The following is a 17,288-nucleotide window of genomic DNA, read 5'->3' as shown; positions in this document are numbered from 1 at the left end:
CGGGCGGTCGGATCCGGCTGGATCCGTCGCCCCGTCGTGCCCGCCGGCTCAGCTCGCCGACAAACGCGATCGCGTCGCTATGGGTGAGCCAAACTCACCCATCGGGCCTACCGCCAGCGCAGCACCCAGGGCCCCAGGGCCGCGCCGATGGCGGCGGGGGCGAGCATGCCCAGGCTGTACCAGACGGCGACGAAGGGCATGGTGCTTTCCGGGCAGTGCAGGCCGTAGACCAGGGCCGCGACCCCGCCGGAGAACAGCCCCGCCGCCGCTCCGGCCAGGGCCAGTCGGGTGGGGGCCAGATTGCGCACCACCACCAGGGTGACGGCCAGCATGGGCAGGGCCAGCGTCAGGATGTTGCGCGGGCAGACCCGCCAGGAGTGGCCCATCAACAGCGGCATGCGGGCGTCCGGCGCCGTGCTCGTCCAGCGCCAGATGCTGATCGCCGCCATCACCGCGAACACGCTGAGCGCCAGGGCGAGGCCCTTGCGCCCCGATCCCGCCGGCCGCGACAGCCGCTCGACGCACCAGAAGCCGGCCAGGGCGAATAGGGCGGCATAGCTGGCCTTCATCCAGAACATCGGCTTGCCGAACGCCTGCGGATAGTCGGGCCGGAAGCCCAGCCACAGGACCACGAGGGCGAGCGCGACCAGGGCCCCGACGCCGGCGGCGAGCGCCAGGCGCGGGCGGACCCCGGCCTCCGGCGTCACGTCCATGCTCAGGGCCTCGATCAGGTCGTCAGTCTTCAACGCCGCTGTTCCTTGAAATGAGCGCCTTGAGGGCGCGGTGCAGGCTGACCTTGGCGGCGCCTTCGCTGAGGCCGATCCGCGCGCCCGCCTCGGCCAGGCTGAGCCCTTCGATCTTCACGTCGCGCACCAGCCTCTGCTGCTTCTCCGGCAGGCTCGACAGCACCCGGTCCAGATCCCCGCGCGCCGAGGGGCTTTCGGTTTCCGGCTCGGTCAGCCACTCGGCGACGTCGTCGATCGGCACGTGCTGCCGGATCCGGTTGCGCCGCCAGTGGTCGATCAGCTTGTAGCGCGCGACCGCGTGGGCCCAGGCCGTGAACGGCTGGGTCGGATCATAGGTCATGCGGCGACGATGCACCGCCAGCAGGGTCTCCTGCACCAGATCCTCCACGTCCGAGGCCGCGCTGCGATCCATGCGGCGGGCGAAATAGGCGCGCAGGCGCCCGCCCAACAGGGTGAGAAGCTCGCGCCAGGCGGCGGCGTCGCCGGCCTGGCCGCGCAGCATCAAGGCCTTCAGGCGGTCCTCGAGCTCAGCGGCCACGCGGGCGATTCTCCTTGAATACGGACGATGTGGGCCAAGGGTTACATGAGCCGACGACAAAGAAAATCTGCGTCTCGCCGTAACCTTCGCCGGACGGCCCGCGAACTATCTCCTCGACCGACGCCAAACAGGATCGGTCGCCGCAATGACCCACCCTTGAAGGAACGACCCAGATGAACTTCGCCCAGACCACCCTCGCCGCCGTCGCCATCGCCGCCCTGACCGGCGGCGTCGCGCTGGCCGCCGAGAATAACATGATGTCCGGCGGCATGATGGCCAAGAAGCCGGGTGAGACCGAGAAGTGCTTCGGCGTCGCCCTCGCCGGCCACAACGACTGCGCCGCCGGCGCCGGCACCACCTGCGCGGGGACCTCCAAGGTCGACTATGACGGCAAGGCCTTCAAGGAAGTCGCCAAGGGCACCTGCGTCACCATCAAGACCCCCAAGGGCATGGGCTCGCTGACCCCCAAGGCCTGATCCGGTCCAGCGCGGCGGACGGCGGGCCCCAGGGCCCGCCGGACACGCCGCCGACCCGTTCCCAGAACCCCAGGAAACGCCCTGATGTCTCCGACCCCCAAGACCTTCGCCAAGGCGGGCCTCCTCGCCGCCGGCCTGATCGCGCTCTCCAGCGGTGCGGCCCAGGCGGGCCAGATGGCCCGGCTCGCCCAGATCCCCAAGCTGCTCACCACCGAGCGGTGCTACGGCGTCGCCCGCGCCGGCGAGAACGACTGCAAGGCCGGCGCCGGCACGACCTGCGCCGGGACCGCGAAGGCCGACTATGACGGCCATGTCTATAAGCGCGTCGCCAAGGGGACCTGCCTGTCGATCCGCACGCCCCACGGCATGGGCTCCCTGGCCCCCAAGGCCTGATCCCGCCATGACCCTTCCCCCCTCCGCCCACCCCACCGCGGGTCTGGGCCTCAAGCCCCAGCACTACGCCGAGGCGCTCGCCTGCGGGGCGGAGGGGCTGTGGTTCGAGGTTCATCCCGAGAACTACATGGCTGAAGGCGGGCCCCGGCTCGCCTGGCTGGACGCCATCCGTGCGGATCACCCCCTGTCCCTGCACGGGGTGGGCCTGTCCCTCGCCGCCGACGAGGCGCCGGACCTGGCCCACCTGGCGGCCCTGCGCCGCCTGGCCGACCGCTATCAGCCCTTCGTGGTCTCCGAGCATCTGGCCTGGTCGACACGGCGGGGCGCCTACGCCCCCGACCTGCTGCCCTTCCCGAGGACCCGCGGGGCGCTCGTCCATATCGCCGACAACATCGCCCGCATGCAGGACGCGCTCGCCCGCCCGGTCCTCATCGAGAACCCCTCGCTCTATATGCCGCTCAAGGGCCACGAGCTGTCGGAGACCGAGTTCCTCGCGGAGCTCACCCGCCTGACCGGCTGCGGTCTGCTGGTCGACGTCAACAATGTCGCGGTCAGCGCCCATAATCTCGGCTATTCGGCCCACGCCTATCTCGACGCCCTGCCGGCCAAGGCCATCGGCGAGATCCATCTGGCCGGCCACGCCGCCGACGAACGTCTGGGCGAAGCCCTGCTCATCGACACCCACGGGGCGCCGGTCGCCGAGCCGGTCTGGGCCCTGTTCGACCGGTTGATCGACCGCATCGGCCCGCGCCCGACCCTGATCGAGCGCGACGACAACATCCCCGCCTTCGCCGAGCTGATGGCCGAGCGCGACCGCGCCGCCGCGATCCTGAAGGCGCCCGTCCATGCGTGAGCTCACCCGTTTCCAGGACGCCTTTACGACCGCCCTGGCCGGCGACCCTGACGCCCTCTTGCCCTGGTGGGAGGACGCCGAGGCCGGGGCCGCGGGCCTGAGCGTCTATCGCAACACCGTGGCCAAGGGTTGCGCCGACGCCATCGTCGCCAATTTCCCCAGCGTGGAGCGGGTGTGCGGCGCCGACTGGCTGGCCGCGGCCGGCGTGCGCCACGCCGCCGAGCATCCGCCCGCGCGGCCGAGCCTGCTGGACTACGGCCAGGCCTTTCCCGACTGGCTGACGACCTTTCCGCCGGCCGACGACATGCCGTTCCTGGCCGATCTCGCCCGGCTCGACCTCGCCTGGACCCGCGCCCATCTGGCCGCCGACGCGTCACCGCTAGGCGCCGCCGCCTTCGCGGCCCTTGACGCCGAGGCCTTCGCGGCGACCGCGGCCGACCTGCATCCCAGCGCCACGGTCGCGGGCTTCGCCGACGGCCTGGCCGGGCTGTGGATCGCCCTGCGCGCCGCGACCCCGCCTGAGGCCCTGGAGCTGAATGACGCCCCTTCGGCGGTGCTGATCCTGCGGCCGGCCCTGGAGGTGGCGATCCGTCCGCTCACCGCCGGCGGCTTCGCCTTCCTCGCCGCCTGCCGCCAGGGCCAGCCCCTGGCGCTCGCCGCCGCCGCCGCGCTGGCCGCCGAGCCCGGCCTCGATCTCGCGGCCCTGTTCGCCGACCTCATCGCCGCGGGCGCCTTCGCCGCCCTGCGCTCGCTATCCGCCTAGGAGCCCATCCATGACCGACCTCGCCCCCGCCGCCGCGGCGCCGCTCGCGAACCCGATCCGCACGTTCAACCAGCTCGCCCAGCGCCTGGTCCCGGAGGACGCCATCGCCCTGGTAACCCGGCTCGGCGTGGCCGGGGTGTTCTTCATGTCCGGCCGCAGCAAGGTCGACGGCCTGCTGCACATCACCGACGGGACCTACACCCTGTTCCGCGAGGACTATCGCGTCCCCCTGATCCCGCCGGACATCGCCGCCCACCTGGCGACCTATTCCGAGCACCTGTTCTCGATCCTGCTGGTCCTGGGGCTGTTCACCCGGTTCTCGGCCCTGGCCTTCCTGGGCATGACGACGGTGATCGAGGTCTTCGTCTATCCTGACGCCTGGCCGACCCATCTCAGCTGGGCGGGCCTGCTGATCTATCTGATCGCCCGCGGCGGCGGCCGCTTCAGCCTGGACCGGCTGTTCAAGCTGGATTGATGCGTGGGGCCGGAGCATCCTGTCGCCCTCCGGCTTCGTAGACCCTGTGCAGACCTGACCTGGAGTTTCCGATGAACCGCCCGCTGTTTCTCGCCGCCTGCGTCGCCGCCCTCGCCGTGGCGGGCGCCGCCCCCGCGGCCGACGCCTACAAGACCGCCATCTTCGCCGGCGGCTGCTTCTGGTCGGCCGAGCACGACATCGAGCACACCCCGGGGGTCAAGTCGGTGGTGGTCGGCTATTCGGGCGGAAAGCTGCAGCGCCCAACCTACGAGAACCACGAGGGGCACCTGGAATCGATCAAGGTCACCTATGACCCGGCCAAGGTCAGCTATCCGCAGCTGGTGGACGCCTTCTTCCACCACATCGACCCCACCGATCCCAACGGCCAGATCTGCGACTTCGGGCCGTCCTATCACACCGCCGTCTTCGTGGCCGATCCGGCCGAGCGCGCCGCCGCCGAGCAGGTGAAGGCCCAGGTGGCCAAGGCGCTCAAGAAGCCGGTCGCCACCACCATCCTGCCCGCCTCCACCTTCTGGATGGCCGAGGACTATCACCAGGACTACGCCCGCAAGAACCCGATCGCCTATGGCGCCTATCGCACTGGCTGCGGCCGCGACGCCCGGCTCAAGGCGGTGTGGGGAGGCCGCTGACCGGATCGCGCGGCCGGGGCTGAAAGCCCTGGCCGATGAAGGTCACGGTGCGGCGGCGGTGGTCGCGGTCCAGCCAGACGCTGGTGATCTCGCGGTCCGAAACGCCGCGGAAATCCGCCGTCATCTCGTCCAGGAACAGCTTGTCCAGGCTGGCGGCCAGCACCCGGCCGCCCTCGGCCTGGGTCAGGGGATCGACCGCCTCGGCCTGGCTGCGCGGTGCGGCCCCGCGCACCCACATGCGCAGGGGCGGGGCGCCCGGGCTCTTCAGGAAATCGCGGCCGTAATAGCTCGCCGCGTTGAACAGGAACCGGTCGTTGACGGCGATGGCCGTGAGGCTGCGATCGTGGCGGGCCCGGTCGAGGATCGCCTGGACGGTGGCGTCCCAGCCCTTGGCCCGCTTGAAGGCGTTGGCCATGCCGATCTTCTCGGCGAAGGCCGGGTTGAGCACGCAGGCCAGGAAGAGGGCGGCGATCACCGCCTGGCTGGTGATCGCCGCGATCAGCCAGCCCCGCGCCCGCCAGCGGGTCAGCCAGGCGGCGACCAGGATCGCGCCGGCCACATAGGCGGCGCCGGACCAGTTGGCGTTGGCCCGGCTGATCAGGGCCTGGACGGAGACGATGGCCAGCGGCGGCAGGGCGAAACACATGAGCGTCAGGTCCGCCGCGCTGACCTTGCGCCGCGCGACGGCCAGGGCCGAGCCGCCGATCAGCACGGCGAACGGTATCGGGCCGAACACCCCGAACTGCGACGCGAGGAACTGGCCCAGGCCCACAAGGTTGAACCATCGCCCGCCGCCCCAGTCGGCGTTGGCCGCGGTGTGGCGCAGGGTCGTGAATCCGTGGGCGGCGTTCCAGGCGAGGTTGGGGGCGAGGACCAGGCCGCAGGCGCCGATGGCCGCCAGGACCGCGGGCAGGGTCCATCGGTCGCGCGCCTCCCGCGACAGGCCCAGATGCAGCCCAAGTCCGACCACGGCGTAGAGGGCGGCGTACTTGGACAGGAAGGCCAGGCCGATGCTGGCGCCCAGGCCGGCGGCCCACAGGGTCCGGGCGCGCCCCTCGGCGGCGGCCATCTCCACATAGGTCACCAGGGCGAGGCTCAGGAAGAAGAGCAGGGGCGCATCGGTGGCGATCACCATGGACGACAGCTGGATCGCCGGGGTGAGGGCATAGATCGCCGCGGCCGCGAAGCCGACGCCCGGTCCATAGAGCCGACGACCGATTCGCGCGGCGGCCAGGGTCACGCCCAGATGGAAGAAAGGCGCGGCGAGTCGCACCCACGGCTCCGAGTCGCCGCCCAGCCGCGTGGTGAGCCAGATCGCCCAGGCGATCAGGGGCGGCTTGGAAAAATAACCCCAATCCGGGCGCCGCGACCAAAGCCAGTACTGGGCCTCGTCGGGGTAGAGCTCCAGTCTGGTCGAAAACAGTGCGACCAATCGCACCAGGGTCAGACCGCCCGCGATCCACAGAACCGCGCGGGCCTCGGGGCTCAATCCCTGTACGGATAAAGATTTGCGGGCCAAGCGCCTCTCCCGGAACGGCGCGGACCCTGGCCCCGAGCCCCTCGGCTTGTAAAGGGCGATGCGTGTCTTTCTGGCAGCACTGTCACGACTCTGTACGAGCGTAACAAAACCGTCACCCATTGTGGCCAAATCCGGGCTATAGGGGCCACAATTCGAGGTGGCCCGGGCTGGCGGCCTCCGATGATCGATGGAGGGGATTCCACACATGACCTATATGAAAAGGCTTGCGGGCGGCGCGGCTCTGACCGCCCTCGTCTGCGCCATGTCCTCGGCGATGTACGCCCAGGAAACCACCTCGGCCGTGCACGGCGAAATCACCGCCAATGGCGCGCCGGTCGACAAGGCCAGCGTCACCGTGGTGCACACGCCGTCCGGCACCCGAGCCGTCACGGCGGTCGACGCCGGCGCCTTCGACCTCCGCGGTCTGCGGGTCGGCGGCCCCTACACGGTGACGGTCACCGCCCAGGGCTTCCCCACCAAGGTCTACAAGAATGTGTTCCTGCAGGTCGGCCAGACCCTCAAGCTGAACGTCGATCTCGCCGAAGTCGAAGAGTTCGTCGTCACCGGCTCGGGCAACCGCAACAGCGACCAGGGCCCCAAGACGGTCCTCGATCAGAACGCCATCAAGACCATCGTGACGATCAACCGCGACCCGCGTGACCTCGCCCGTCGCGACATGCTGGTGGCCCAGGATCTCTCCGGCGGTCGCGCCGGCACTAACAGCGGCGGCGTCTCGATCGCCGGCTCCAACCCCCGCTACAACCGCATCGCCGTCGACGGCGTGGCGGCTCAGGACAACTTCGGTCTTGCCCAGGGTGGTCTGACCACCGCGCGCGGCCCCGTCACACTCGACGCCGTCGAGCAGTTCTCCGTCGCGGCGGCGCCGACCGACGTGCAGAACGGCGACTTCGTCGGCGGCGCCCTGAACCTGGTGTTGCGCTCCGGCGGCAACGAGTTCCATGGCGTGGTGTTCGACAACTACCTGAACGACGGCCTGGTCGGTAAGAAGACCGAGGACGCGCGCATCAAGCAGGCGATCAGCCAGAAGAACTACGGCGCCTTCCTCTCCGGCCCGATCATCAAGGACCGCCTGTTCTTCGCCCTGTCCTATGAAAACTACGAGACGATCGACGCCACCTTGTTCGGCGTCCCCGGCTCGGGCGCCGGCACGGCCTTCGCCAACGGCCTGACCCAGTCGCAGATCGACAACGTCGTCAACATCTACAACACCAAGTACGCCAGCAAGTTCACCCTGGGTTCGGTGAGCCCGGTCAAGCCGGTCACCGACAAGAAGTACTCGGCCAAGATCGACTGGAACATCACCGACGCCCACCGCGCCAGCTTCACCTATCGCTACGCGGAATCGTCCTCGATCCAGCGGACCGACCTCAGCGCCACCACCGCGTCGCTGGATTCGCACTGGTACACCCAGTTCAACTCGGACGAGGCCTATACCTTCGAGCTGAACTCGCACTGGACCGATCGCCTGAGCACCTTCGTCAAGGCGACCTATCGCGACTACAACAACCAGCAGCTGCCCCCGAGCGGCCAGAACTATTCCGATGTCCGCGTCTGCCTGGCGCCGACCTCGGACGCCACCCTGACCAGCTGCGCCGCCGGCTTCGACACCGTGCGCTGGGGCCCGGACCAGTTCCGTCACGCCAACGCCCTGCGCGAGCAGGAATATCGCTATCAGGCCCAGGCCGAGTACGCGCTTGACGACAACGTCTTCAAGGTCGGCGTCCAGGCCCGCCAGGCGAAGCCCTACGACATCTTCGTCCCGAACTCGCGCGGCCAGTACTACTTCGACTCGGTCGCCGACTTCCAAGCCGGCAAGGCGAGCGAGCTGATCTATTCCAACGCGATCAGCGGCAACCCGAACGACGCGGCCTACAACTCGCCCTACTGGACCTTCAGCCTCTACGGCCAGGACACCCTGCGCATCACCGAGAACCTGAAGGTCGCGGCCGGCGTGCGGATCGACCGCTACGAGGAAAGCGACAAGCCGATCCTCAACCCGAACTTCGTGAACCGGAACGGCTACACCAACCAGAAGACCATCGACGGTCTGCAGATCGTCATGCCGCGCGTTTCGGCGGAATGGACCCCGACCACCAACCTGCGCTTCAACGCGGGCCTGGGCCTGTTCTCCGGCGGCACGCCTGACGTGCTCACCGGCGCGCCGTTCTACAACACCGGCTACGCCACCACCGGCATCGACATCCAGCGCACGGCCACCGGCTTCAACGAAACCACCGGCACCGGCGGCTTCACCCAGGCCATCGGTTCGACCGCCCTGGACAACCTCTTCAGCGATCCGAACTTCGGCTATCAGATCCAGGCCCAGGTGAAGGCGCTGCAGCAGGGCACCCTGACCGGCACCCCGACCATTCCGTCGACCGGTGAAGTGATCGCGCTCGCGCCGTCCTTCCAGCTGCCGAGCCAATGGAAGCTGTTCCTGTCCGGCAACTGGCGCTTCGGCGACGGCTGGGCCGTGCAGGGCGACTTCGTGGCCGTCGAGGTGAACCACGAAATCACCTATTACGACGCCAAGGCTCAGCCCCTGATGGTCAACGGCGTGCAGCAGTTCCTGCCGGACGGCCGGATCCGCTATGACGGCCTGGGCACGGTGGCGGGCAAGAGCTCGACCAACCTCGGCTCGAACCGCGACATCATCGTCGACAACACCAACAAGGGCCACAGCTACACCGCCTCGGTGGCGCTCTCGAAGTCCTGGGATTGGGGTGGCGATCTGCTCGTGGGCTACGCCCACCAGGAGATGAAGGACACCGGCGGCGGCGTCTTCTTCGGCACCACGGCCGGTTCGCTCTACGCCGGCGTGATGTCGGGCAATGACCCGAACCGCGACTATCTGGGCCGTTCGGTCTACGAGATCCCGAACCGCTACAAGATCGAGTTCGGCTATCATCACGCCTTCTTCGGCGACAACGAAACCCGCATCAGCCTGTTCGCGGAACGCCAGGACGGTCGCCCGTTCGGCTTCGCCATGCAGGATCGCGCTTCGGGCCGCGGCCCGGTGTTCGGCGTGAACCGCCAGTCGGAACTGCTCTATGTTCCGGACTTCAAGGGTGACACCAACCCGGCCGACCTCAATGTCGGTCTGGTGACCTTCGCCACCCAGGCGGACTACGACAACTTCAAGCGCTACGTGACGAACTTCAAGCTGCCCAACAACCAGCTGGTTCAGAAGTACTCCAACGACAACGCGCCGATCGGCCGTCTGGACATGCAGCTCAGCCAGGAACTGCCCTCTCCGATCCAAGGGCATAAGTTCAAGGTGAACCTGGATGTGCGGAACGTCCTGAACCTGCTGAACAACAGCTGGGGCCGCGTCGCCGAGTACTCCGACATCACCACCCTGGCCCGGGTCGACTGCGCCGACGCCAACGGCGCCGCCGTCCCGACCACCAGCGCCGCCTGCCCGCGCTATCGCTACTCGCAGGTGCCGACCTCGGTCAGCAAGACCACGAACACGCCGCTGTCGCTCTGGTACGTCCAGGTCGGCCTGCGCTACGAGTTCTAAGCGTCTGATCTGACGTCAAGACCTGGGGGGCGGTCCGGCGACGGGCCGCCCCCTTTCTTATGGGCGCTTGACGTTGCGGCCGCAGCCGCCCATCTGCCCCCGTCCAACACCTTCGAGGATCGCATGACCCTGACCGTTCCCGCCGAATGGGCGCCCCACAAGGCGATGTGGCTGGGTTTTCCGAGCCACGAGGAGCTCTGGCAGGAAGACCTGCCGGTCGCCCAGGGCGAGGTCGCGGCGCTCGCCCGGGCCCTGGCCGGCCCCGGCGCCGAGCATGTGCGCCTGATGACCGGCTCTCCGGAGGGCGAGGCCGCCGCCCGCGCCCTGCTGGGCGATGTCGCCGGGATCGAGATCGTCCCCGGCCGGTTCGGCGACATCTGGCTGCGCGACACCGGCCCGATCTTCGCCAAGGGCCCGAACGGCGCCGTGGCCCAGGGCTTCCGCTTCAACGGCTGGGGCGGCAAGTACGTCATGGACCATGACGAGGAGGTCGCCGGCCAGATCGCCACCGCCTCCGCCACCCCGCTCGTCGCCAACGACCTGATCATGGAGGGCGGCGCCCTGGACCACGACGGGGCCGGGACCATCCTGACCACCGGCCAATGCCTCTTGAACCCCAACCGCAACACCGGCTGGACCCAGGCCGCCGCCGAGGCGGCGCTCGCCAAGGCGCTCGGCGCCCGCAAGCTGATCTGGCTGGGTGAGGGCCTGGCCAACGACCATACCGACGGCCACGTCGACAACCTGGCCCGCTTCGTCGCGCCCGGCGTCGTGGTCTGCCCCGTGGCCTGGGGGCGCGGCGATCTGAACGTCGAGGCCTATGACGATTGCGCGCGCCGCCTCGGCGAGGCGACTGACGCCGACGGCCGGCCGCTGAAGGTGGTCCGCATCCCCTCGCCCGGCTGGATCGAGGGGGCCGACGGCCGCGCCGCCCCGGCCAGCCACATGAACTTCATCATCGGCAACAAGGCCGTGGTCATGCCGGTCTATGAGCCGGGCCAGGCCGCCGACCTGGCGCTGCAGGGCCTCCAGGCCCTGTTCCCCGACCGCGCCGTGATCGGCCTGCCGTCGAACGCCATCCTGACCGGCGGCGGCTCGTTCCACTGCATCACCCAGCAGGAGCCCGCCTGATGGCCCGCACGATCTCGGTCGCCGCGCTCCAGACCCACTATGGCCTCGACCTGGCGGACAACATCGCCCGCACCAAGGACCTGATCCGTCAGGCGGCGTCCCAGGGCGCCCAGGTCATCCTGCCGTCCGAGCTGTTCCAGGGCCCCTATTTCTGCGTGACCCAGGAGGAGCGCTGGTTCGAGACCGCCCATCCCTGGCGCGAGCACCCCTGCGTGACCGCCCTCGCCCCCCTGGCGGCCGAGCTGGGCGTGGTGCTGCCGATCTCGATCTTCGAGCGCGAGGGCCCGCACTATTTCAACAGCCTGGTGATGGTCGACGCCGACGGCGGGGTCATGGGCCTCTACCGCAAGAGCCACATTCCCGACGGCCCCGGCTATCAGGAGAAGTACTACTTCCGCCCCGGCGACACCGGATTCAAGGTCTGGGACACCCGCTTCGGCAAGGTGGGCGTCGGCATCTGCTGGGACCAGTGGTACCCGGAATGCGCCCGCGCCATGGCCCTGATGGGCGCCGAGGTGCTGCTCTATCCCACCGCCATTGGCACCGAGCCGCATGATCCCACCCTGGACACCGCCCTGCCGTGGCGCCGCGCCATGCAGGGCCATGCGGTCTCCAATGTCATTCCGGTGGTCGGCGCCAACCGCATCGGCTTCGAGCCCTGGGAAAACTATCCCGGCGGCGGCCAGGGCTTCTACGGCCACTCCTTCATCTCCGACCATCGCGGCGACCTGGTCGCGGCCTTCGGGGCCGAGGAGGAGGGGGTGCTGACCGCGACCTTCGATCTCGACTACCTGGCCCGCCACCGCGCGGCCTGGGGCTTCTTCCGCGACCGCCGTTCCGACCTCTACGGGGCGCTGGCCAGTCCGCGGCCGACCGTATGATCGAGACGCCCCGCCTGATCCTGCGCGCCATCGAGAGCGACAAGGACCGCGCGGAGCTGGCGGCGGTCAATGGCGATCCGCGCGTCGGCGCCTGGCTGGCCGGAACCCAGGACCGGGCGGCCAGCGACGCCATGGCTGACCGAATCAACGCCCATGTCGCCGAGCACGGCTTCGGCTTCTGGGCCGCCGAGCTCAAGGCCGAGCGGCGGATCGTCGGGTTGATCGGCCTGGTGACGGTGAAGGCCGACGCCCTGCCCTTGGGCCCGGCCGTGGAGATGGGCTGGCGTCTCGCCCCGGAGACCTGGGGCACGGGCCTGGCGACCGAAGGCGCGGCGGCCGCCCGCGACTGGGGCTTCGCGAACCTCGACCTCGACGAACTCATCGCCTTTACGGCGCGCAGCAACCTGGCCTCCCAGGCGGTGATGCGGAAGATCGGGATGCGCCCGGATCCGAGCCGCGACTTCGACCATCCGAAGCTCGCCGAGGATCATCCGCTCCGCGCTCATGTGGTCTATGCGATAGGCCGATGATCGAGACCGACCGCCTGATCCTGAGACGCTGGCGGTCGGAGGACCTCGACCCCTTCGCCGCCATGAGCGCGGACCCGGAGGTCATGCGCTGGCTGGGCGGGTCATGACCCGAGACGAGGCGCTGAGCTATATGCGCCGCTCCGAGCTCAGCTTCGAGGCGGCCGGCATGGGTCGCTTTGCGATCGAAGCCAAGGCTGACGGCGCCTTCCTGGGCGCCTGTGGCCTGATGCCGGGCCGGCGCGGCCTGCCGCTCGGCGCCTTCATCGACATCGGCTGGCGCCTCACCCGGGCGGCCTGGGGCCAGGGCTACGCCTCGGAGGCGGCCCGCGCCGTCGCCCGCGACGGGTTCGAGCGCCTGGGCTTTCCCGAGATCACCGCCATCACCATGGCCATCAACGCCCGCTCCCGCGCGGTGATGACCCGGGCCGGCTTCGTCCATGACCCGGCGCGGGATTTCGACTGGCCGGAGTCTCCGCCGGACGATCCCGGCCGGCCCTGCGTCGCCTATGTCAGGCGGCGCGAAGATTCAGAATAATTGTTATTATTCAGTATCTTAAAAGGAATCCGGCGTCCGTTCGGCGCCTAAACGATACCTGTTCAAGAAGTGGGTGAAGTCGCTGCCTCGGCGGAACAGGCCGCGGTCCGCTTCGGCGCCTTGGCCAGCTCGGCCTTGGCCTGGGCGAAGTCGGCCTGGAACTGCGGCTCGGCGTGCAGCCGGGCGACCATGGCGGCGCCCAGGGTCCGGCCCGCCTCGACGTCGCTCTGATAGTGCACGCCGCAGATCCAACGGCTGTCGCCGATCGCCTTGCCGGCGGCCAGCAGGGCGTCGGTGTTGGCGGGGCGGATCTCGGACAGCACCAGGGCCCAGGACCAGCCGACCATGGCGTGGCCGGAGGGGTAGGAGGCGTTGGTCTTCATCCAGCCCTCCCGGGGGATGCAGATCGGCCGGTCGTCGCCGATCATCGGCCGGCTGCGATTGTAGAAGTCCTTGGCCGGGGTCCCGACCGTGCGGACATCGAGCTCGATCCGGTGCAGCAGCTTCCAGACGGCCGGGGTGGTCTTGGCCCCGATCTCGACCCCTGTGGCGCAGGAATAGCGCTCCAGGGCGCCGCCGGCCCAGATGTCGTTGTCGCGGATCGCCTGGGTCCAGCGGGGCGATCCCTGCAGGCTGCGGGTCTGGAGGTAGGCGTCGCGGTCGGCCTGGCCGCGCAGGCTGTCGGGGGCCGGCGGCGGGCCGAGCAGGGCCTTGCCGTCGATGTCCTGGGCCGTGAGATAGCCGGTGAGCTTGGTGGGGGCAGGCCCGGCGAGCGAGGCGTCGACCGGCGCGGCGGCCGGCTTGAAGGCGCCCATCACGGGCTGCAGGGCCGAGCAGGCGCCGAGCGCCAGGGTCAGGGCCGCGGCGGCGGCCGTGGCGGCCAGGGGCTTGGAGAGACGGATCATCCCTCTCCCATAGACCGGACCCGCCCCTCAAGGGAACGGGTCCGGGCGCCGGGGTTGCGATCAGCGCAGGACGGTCAGGCCGTTCTTGATCACCGTCGCGTTGCGGGCCTTCACCCGCGCCTCGAAGGAGATGTTCTTGCCGTCCTTCCACAGGTCCACCGTGATGGTGTCGCCGGGGAAGACCGGGGCCGAGAAGCGGGCCTGGTGCGAATAGATCTGGTCCGGATCGAAGTCGGTGATCGCCTGCAGCACGGCGCGGCAGGTAATGCCGTAGGTGCACAGCCCGTGCAGGATCGGCCGCGGGAAACCGGCCTTGGCGGCCACATCCGGATCCGAGTGCAGCGGATTGCGGTCGCCGTTCAGGCGGTAGAGCAGGGCCTGATCCTCGCGGGTGGTGAAGTCCACCGACAGGTCCGGCGCGCGGGTCGGAACCGCGTGCGGCTCGGGCGCGCCTTCCGACGGGCCGCCGAAGCCGCCGTCGCCGCGGGCGAAGGTGGAGCCGGTCAGGGTGGCGACCTTCTCGCCCTTGTCGTCGGTCCACACCGTCTCATTGATGATGACGGCGCCCTTGCCCTCGCCCTTGTCATAGGCGCCGACGGTGCGGCCCTGGGCGGTGTAGGTCCCGGACGACGAAAGCGGCTTGTGCAGCTCCACCTTCTGCTCGCCGTGGACGACCATCAGGAAATTGATCTGGCTGGGGCGATGGCCGGCGGGCATTTCCGGCGCAGGCCCGGAGCCGCGCAGGCCGGTGGCCAGCACGGTGGCGGCGGTCGGGATGACCTTCAGGCCCTTCTCATAGACGAAGGGCAGCTCCTGGGTGTTCATGGGGTCGGCCCCCATGCCCACGCCGAGCGCATAGAGCATGACGTCCTTGTCCCCGTAGCTGAACGTCCGGGGCGCGGTCTTCTGGTCGAGAATGTCGGGATAATAGATCGGCATGAAAATGTTTCCTCCGCTAGGCGGCCTTAATCGGCGTCTTTCCTATGCCCGGGATTGAAGCGGTTCGGTCCTGGGGAAGCAAGCGGCGCGCGAGCGGATTTGCCCGGTCCCCTGCGATCGGCTAGAAGCGCGGACCCCGCGAGGATGGACCCGTCGAAGGCTAAAGTCCGCCCGCCCCACCCATTCCGCGCTTCCAGCGCCCAGGACCCGCGAAGGCATTCCATGGCTGACACCAAGCTTACCCCCGGCGGCGAGATCTCCGGCAACGTGCTGTTCTATTCGAAGCCCGAGCCGCTTTCGCCCGACATGCACAAGGGCCTGGGCGTGAAGCGGATGGACGGTCCCTTCGGCTTCGCCAAGACCGGCCACGCCGTGCCGCTGGCCGTGACCGAATTCTCCCTCGCCGCCGTGTCGGGCCCGATCATCTTCGTCGGCGAGGACAAGCTGCCCCTGGCGGTGATGGGTCTGAACGCCGAGGACAATCTGTTCCTGCGCGACGACGGCCTGTTCGAGCCGGGCGTCTATGTGCCGGCCTATATCCGCCGCTATCCGTTCGTGTTCGCCAACGACGCCGCCGCCGGCCAGATGATCCTGTGCATCGACCGCGCCGCCGAGTTCATCGTCGAGGGCGGCGAGATGGCGTTCTTCAACGCCGACAACACCCCGACCGAGTACACCCAGAACTGCATCGAGTTCTGCAACAACTACGAGGTCGAGCGTCAGCGCACGACGAACTTCGTCCAGATGCTCAAGGACCTGGACCTGTTCGAGCTGAAGACCGCCACCCACACCCCGGCCAATTTCGACGGCACGGTCGGCGAGACCCAGACGATCGCCGAGTTTTATGGCGTGTCGGAAGAGAAGCTGAACGCTCTGCCGCCGGAGAAGCTGGTCGAGCTGCGCGACAACGGCGCCCTGATGCAGATCTACGCCCACCTGATCTCGCTGACCGGCTGGGACAAGCTCATCGCCCTGCAGGTCTACAAGAACTTCCAGGCCACCCAGGCGGCCAACGCCTAGGGGCTAACGCGAAAAGACGCTGCGGGTCAGGCAGGAGAAAACCAGCCGACCCGCTTCGTCGAGCAGATCGTGCTGGGCGATGATGATGCCCTTGCCGTCGCCCACGGGGTCCTTGCCCATCACCGTCATGCGTCCGCGCAGGGATTCCCCGGCGGGCGGATTGCGCACCCAGCGCAGGGCGTCGACGCCCAGGCGCTTGGTCTGGGGCCAGCCCATGGTCGCGGCCGCATCCACACGGGCCCAGAGCGCGTACACCATGGCGTCGGGCGCGCCGCGTTCGGCCGGCCAGCCCGGAGCGAAGGCGGAGATGAAGGCCTCCAGCGCACGCGACTCGACGCGGACGTCGCCGAGCGACACCACCTGTCCGATCTCAATTTCGTCGAAACTCGCGGGCACCGGGGCGCCTCCCGTGGCGGATCATCTGATTCGTCGATGATGGCCGCCTTGCACGACAAGTCGAGCGCTTTGCGGAACACGGTTCCAGCGCCATATAGCAGGCAGGTTCAATGGGGCTGCGGATGATGCGTTTTCTGGCCAGGGTCGTCGCGATCCTCGGACTCTCCTTGATCCTCACCGCCCCGGCGGCGGCCCAGCCGGTCCGCCACGTCCAGGCCGAGCTGGTCGCCGACAGCCGCGGGATCACGCCAGGGGGGACCATCCACGTCGCCCTGCGCCAGCAGATCCAGAAGGACTGGCACACCTACTGGCGCAATTCCGGCGATTCCGGCGAGGCGACCCGCCTCGACTGGACCCTGCCGACCGGCTTCACCGCCGGCGACATCGTCTGGGCGACCCCGGGCCGGCATCCGACCGGACCGCTGATGAACTACGGCTATCAGGGCGAGGTTCTGCTGCCGGTCGCCATCACCGCGCCGAAGACCGCCCAGCCGGGGACCACGGTCACCCTGAAGGCCACGGCCGCCATGCTGGTCTGCGCCGATGTCTGCGTGCCCGAGGACGCCGATCTCAGCCTCACCCTGCCGGTCACCGCCGGCGCCCCCGATCCGGATGCGACCTGGGGACCGAAGATCGCCAAGGCCCTGGCCGACGCGCCGAAGCCCGGAGGGCTCGACGCCGTGTTCGCGGTGAAGCCGGCCGGCGTCGCCCTGGCGGTCACCGGGCCGGCGCTCAAGGGCGCCGATCTCGCCGGCGCCTATTTCTATCCCTATGAGGGCAACCTCATCGACCACGCCAAGCCCCAGGCGATCGAGCGCGGTCCGGACGGCCTGACGCTCGCCCTGACCCCCGCCTACGGGTTCCAGGCGGGCCGCGCGCCCGCGGCGCTCGCCGGCGTGCTGGCCCTGGGCGACAAGGCCTATGAGATCAGCGCCAAGGCCGGGACGCCGCCCGCCGGCGCCTCCGGGCTCGGCCCGCCCCCGGCCAGCGCCGC

At 69.3% G+C, this 17,288-nt stretch carries 20 protein-coding genes; 14 read left to right on the top strand and 6 right to left on the bottom strand.

Annotated elements, in window-relative coordinates:
* Nucleotides 1-107 precede the first annotated feature (107 nt).
* Both MQH10_RS13110 and MQH10_RS13105 read right to left on the bottom strand, forming a co-directional pair.
* On the bottom strand, nt 108-746 hold the full coding sequence (locus MQH10_RS13110; protein WP_242564482.1) for an NrsF family protein: 639 nt from the start codon (nt 744-746) through the stop codon (nt 108-110).
* Nucleotides 736-1,284: a sigma-70 family RNA polymerase sigma factor gene (locus MQH10_RS13105; protein WP_336605098.1), complete on the bottom strand. Its 549-nt coding sequence runs from the start codon at nt 1,282-1,284 to the stop codon at nt 736-738. Before MQH10_RS13105 ends, MQH10_RS13110 begins: the two co-directional genes overlap by 11 nt.
* Before the next feature lie 173 nt (nt 1,285-1,457).
* On the opposite strand from MQH10_RS13105, the gene MQH10_RS13100 reads away from it, so the two are divergent.
* From MQH10_RS13100 to msrA, 6 genes are all read left to right on the top strand, one after another.
* A complete protein-coding gene (locus MQH10_RS13100) occupies nt 1,458-1,760 on the top strand; it encodes a BufA1 family periplasmic bufferin-type metallophore (protein ID WP_419720774.1) in 303 nt (100 codons plus the stop codon).
* Between the two features lie 84 nt (nt 1,761-1,844).
* Nucleotides 1,845-2,153, top strand: a complete 309-nt coding sequence (locus MQH10_RS13095) for a BufA1 family periplasmic bufferin-type metallophore (RefSeq protein ID WP_242564481.1) — start codon at nt 1,845-1,847, stop codon at nt 2,151-2,153.
* A 7-nt stretch (nt 2,154-2,160) separates the two neighbouring features.
* Nucleotides 2,161-3,006: an MNIO family bufferin maturase gene (gene bufB / locus MQH10_RS13090; RefSeq protein WP_242564480.1), complete on the top strand. Its 846-nt coding sequence runs from the start codon at nt 2,161-2,163 to the stop codon at nt 3,004-3,006.
* Entirely contained in the window at nt 2,999-3,769 is a 771-nt protein-coding gene (locus MQH10_RS13085) for an HvfC/BufC N-terminal domain-containing protein (RefSeq protein ID WP_242564479.1), read from the top strand. The genes bufB and MQH10_RS13085 overlap by 8 nt, the downstream gene beginning before the upstream one ends.
* 10 nt (nt 3,770-3,779) lie before the next feature.
* Nucleotides 3,780-4,244, top strand: coding sequence for a DoxX family protein (locus tag MQH10_RS13080; protein ID WP_242564478.1), 465 nt, complete (start codon nt 3,780-3,782; stop codon nt 4,242-4,244).
* Nucleotides 4,245-4,315: 71 nt separating this feature from the next.
* Nucleotides 4,316-4,894: a peptide-methionine (S)-S-oxide reductase MsrA gene (gene msrA / locus MQH10_RS13075; protein ID WP_242564477.1), complete on the top strand. Its 579-nt coding sequence runs from the start codon at nt 4,316-4,318 to the stop codon at nt 4,892-4,894.
* On the opposite strand, the gene MQH10_RS13070 is transcribed toward msrA, so the two are convergent.
* A complete protein-coding gene (locus MQH10_RS13070) occupies nt 4,869-6,413 on the bottom strand; it encodes an ArnT family glycosyltransferase (RefSeq protein ID WP_242564476.1) in 1,545 nt (514 codons plus the stop codon). The genes msrA and MQH10_RS13070 overlap by 26 nt on opposite strands.
* 205 nt (nt 6,414-6,618) lie before the next feature.
* Between MQH10_RS13070 and MQH10_RS13065 the strand changes: the two genes are divergently transcribed.
* The 6 genes from MQH10_RS13065 to MQH10_RS13040 all read left to right on the top strand — a co-directional run bounded on the left by MQH10_RS13065 (nt 6,619) and on the right by MQH10_RS13040 (nt 13,034).
* Nucleotides 6,619-9,957 carry a TonB-dependent receptor gene (locus tag MQH10_RS13065; RefSeq protein ID WP_242564475.1) on the top strand — a complete coding sequence of 1,113 codons (3,339 nt, stop codon included), beginning with the start codon at nt 6,619-6,621 and terminating at the stop codon, nt 9,955-9,957.
* Between the two features lie 123 nt (nt 9,958-10,080).
* Complete coding sequence (locus tag MQH10_RS13060; protein WP_242564474.1) at nt 10,081-11,088, top strand: agmatine deiminase family protein; 1,008 nt, start codon at nt 10,081-10,083, stop codon at nt 11,086-11,088.
* Nucleotides 11,088-11,969 (top strand): N-carbamoylputrescine amidase, encoded by an 882-nt coding sequence (gene aguB / locus MQH10_RS13055; RefSeq protein ID WP_242564473.1) that lies wholly within the window; start codon nt 11,088-11,090, stop codon nt 11,967-11,969. Before MQH10_RS13060 ends, aguB begins: the two co-directional genes overlap by 1 nt.
* On the top strand, nt 11,966-12,499 hold the full coding sequence (locus MQH10_RS13050; protein ID WP_242564472.1) for a GNAT family N-acetyltransferase: 534 nt from the start codon (nt 11,966-11,968) through the stop codon (nt 12,497-12,499). Before aguB ends, MQH10_RS13050 begins: the two co-directional genes overlap by 4 nt.
* Entirely contained in the window at nt 12,496-12,606 is a 111-nt protein-coding gene (locus tag MQH10_RS13045; RefSeq protein ID WP_242564471.1) for a GNAT family N-acetyltransferase, read from the top strand. Before MQH10_RS13050 ends, MQH10_RS13045 begins: the two co-directional genes overlap by 4 nt.
* On the top strand, nt 12,603-13,034 hold the full coding sequence (locus tag MQH10_RS13040) for a GNAT family N-acetyltransferase (RefSeq protein WP_336605097.1): 432 nt from the start codon (nt 12,603-12,605) through the stop codon (nt 13,032-13,034). The genes MQH10_RS13045 and MQH10_RS13040 overlap by 4 nt, the downstream gene beginning before the upstream one ends.
* A gap of 62 nt (nt 13,035-13,096) precedes the next feature.
* Here the strand turns inward: MQH10_RS13040 and MQH10_RS13035 are convergent, their stop codons facing one another.
* Together MQH10_RS13035 and MQH10_RS13030 are read right to left on the bottom strand one after the other, a co-directional pair.
* A complete protein-coding gene (locus MQH10_RS13035; RefSeq protein WP_242564470.1) occupies nt 13,097-13,939 on the bottom strand; it encodes an acid phosphatase in 843 nt (280 codons plus the stop codon).
* A 60-nt stretch (nt 13,940-13,999) separates the two neighbouring features.
* Nucleotides 14,000-14,878: a MaoC/PaaZ C-terminal domain-containing protein gene (locus tag MQH10_RS13030; protein ID WP_242564469.1), complete on the bottom strand. Its 879-nt coding sequence runs from the start codon at nt 14,876-14,878 to the stop codon at nt 14,000-14,002.
* Between the two features lie 222 nt (nt 14,879-15,100).
* Here MQH10_RS13030 and MQH10_RS13025 point away from each other — a divergent pair, with 222 nt between their 5' ends.
* Nucleotides 15,101-15,898 carry a SapC family protein gene (locus tag MQH10_RS13025; RefSeq protein ID WP_242564468.1) on the top strand — a complete coding sequence of 266 codons (798 nt, stop codon included), beginning with the start codon at nt 15,101-15,103 and terminating at the stop codon, nt 15,896-15,898.
* Between the two features lie 3 nt (nt 15,899-15,901).
* Here the strand turns inward: MQH10_RS13025 and MQH10_RS13020 are convergent, their stop codons facing one another.
* Nucleotides 15,902-16,294: an acyl dehydratase gene (locus MQH10_RS13020; RefSeq protein ID WP_242564467.1), complete on the bottom strand. Its 393-nt coding sequence runs from the start codon at nt 16,292-16,294 to the stop codon at nt 15,902-15,904.
* A 122-nt stretch (nt 16,295-16,416) separates the two neighbouring features.
* Between MQH10_RS13020 and MQH10_RS13015 the strand changes: the two genes are divergently transcribed.
* Nucleotides 16,417-17,288: protein-disulfide reductase DsbD domain-containing protein (locus MQH10_RS13015; protein WP_272886908.1), on the top strand; the 872-nt coding region annotated here is incomplete at its 3' end.

The sequence above is a fragment of the Phenylobacterium aquaticum genome, assembly GCF_022695515.1.
Lineage (GTDB): Bacteria > Pseudomonadota > Alphaproteobacteria > Caulobacterales > Caulobacteraceae > Phenylobacterium > Phenylobacterium aquaticum.
The sequence above is the reverse complement of the archived record's forward strand: the minus strand, read 5'-3'. Positions and strand labels throughout refer to the sequence as shown.

Bases quoted from the DNA above. Each gene is read 5' to 3' on its own strand.
- MQH10_RS13050 (WP_242564472.1), top strand. From the start codon at position 11,966: ATGATCGAGACGCCCCGCCTGATCCTGCGCGCCATCGAGAGCGACAAG.
- MQH10_RS13025 (WP_242564468.1), top strand. From the start codon at position 15,101: ATGGCTGACACCAAGCTTACCCCCGGCGGCGAGATCTCCGGCAACGTG.
- MQH10_RS13035 (WP_242564470.1), bottom strand. From the start codon at position 13,939: ATGATCCGTCTCTCCAAGCCCCTGGCCGCCACGGCCGCCGCCGCGGCC.
- MQH10_RS13095 (WP_242564481.1), top strand. From the start codon at position 1,845: ATGTCTCCGACCCCCAAGACCTTCGCCAAGGCGGGCCTCCTCGCCGCC.
- bufB (WP_242564480.1), top strand. From the start codon at position 2,161: ATGACCCTTCCCCCCTCCGCCCACCCCACCGCGGGTCTGGGCCTCAAG.
- MQH10_RS13085 (WP_242564479.1), top strand. From the start codon at position 2,999: ATGCGTGAGCTCACCCGTTTCCAGGACGCCTTTACGACCGCCCTGGCC.
- MQH10_RS13065 (WP_242564475.1), top strand. From the start codon at position 6,619: ATGACCTATATGAAAAGGCTTGCGGGCGGCGCGGCTCTGACCGCCCTC.
- MQH10_RS13030 (WP_242564469.1), bottom strand. From the start codon at position 14,878: ATGCCGATCTATTATCCCGACATTCTCGACCAGAAGACCGCGCCCCGG.
- aguB (WP_242564473.1), top strand. From the start codon at position 11,088: ATGGCCCGCACGATCTCGGTCGCCGCGCTCCAGACCCACTATGGCCTC.
- MQH10_RS13080 (WP_242564478.1), top strand. From the start codon at position 3,780: ATGACCGACCTCGCCCCCGCCGCCGCGGCGCCGCTCGCGAACCCGATC.
- MQH10_RS13045 (WP_242564471.1), top strand. From the start codon at position 12,496: ATGATCGAGACCGACCGCCTGATCCTGAGACGCTGGCGGTCGGAGGAC.
- MQH10_RS13100 (WP_419720774.1), top strand. From the start codon at position 1,458: ATGAACTTCGCCCAGACCACCCTCGCCGCCGTCGCCATCGCCGCCCTG.
- msrA (WP_242564477.1), top strand. From the start codon at position 4,316: ATGAACCGCCCGCTGTTTCTCGCCGCCTGCGTCGCCGCCCTCGCCGTG.
- MQH10_RS13040 (WP_336605097.1), top strand. From the start codon at position 12,603: ATGACCCGAGACGAGGCGCTGAGCTATATGCGCCGCTCCGAGCTCAGC.
- MQH10_RS13060 (WP_242564474.1), top strand. From the start codon at position 10,081: ATGACCCTGACCGTTCCCGCCGAATGGGCGCCCCACAAGGCGATGTGG.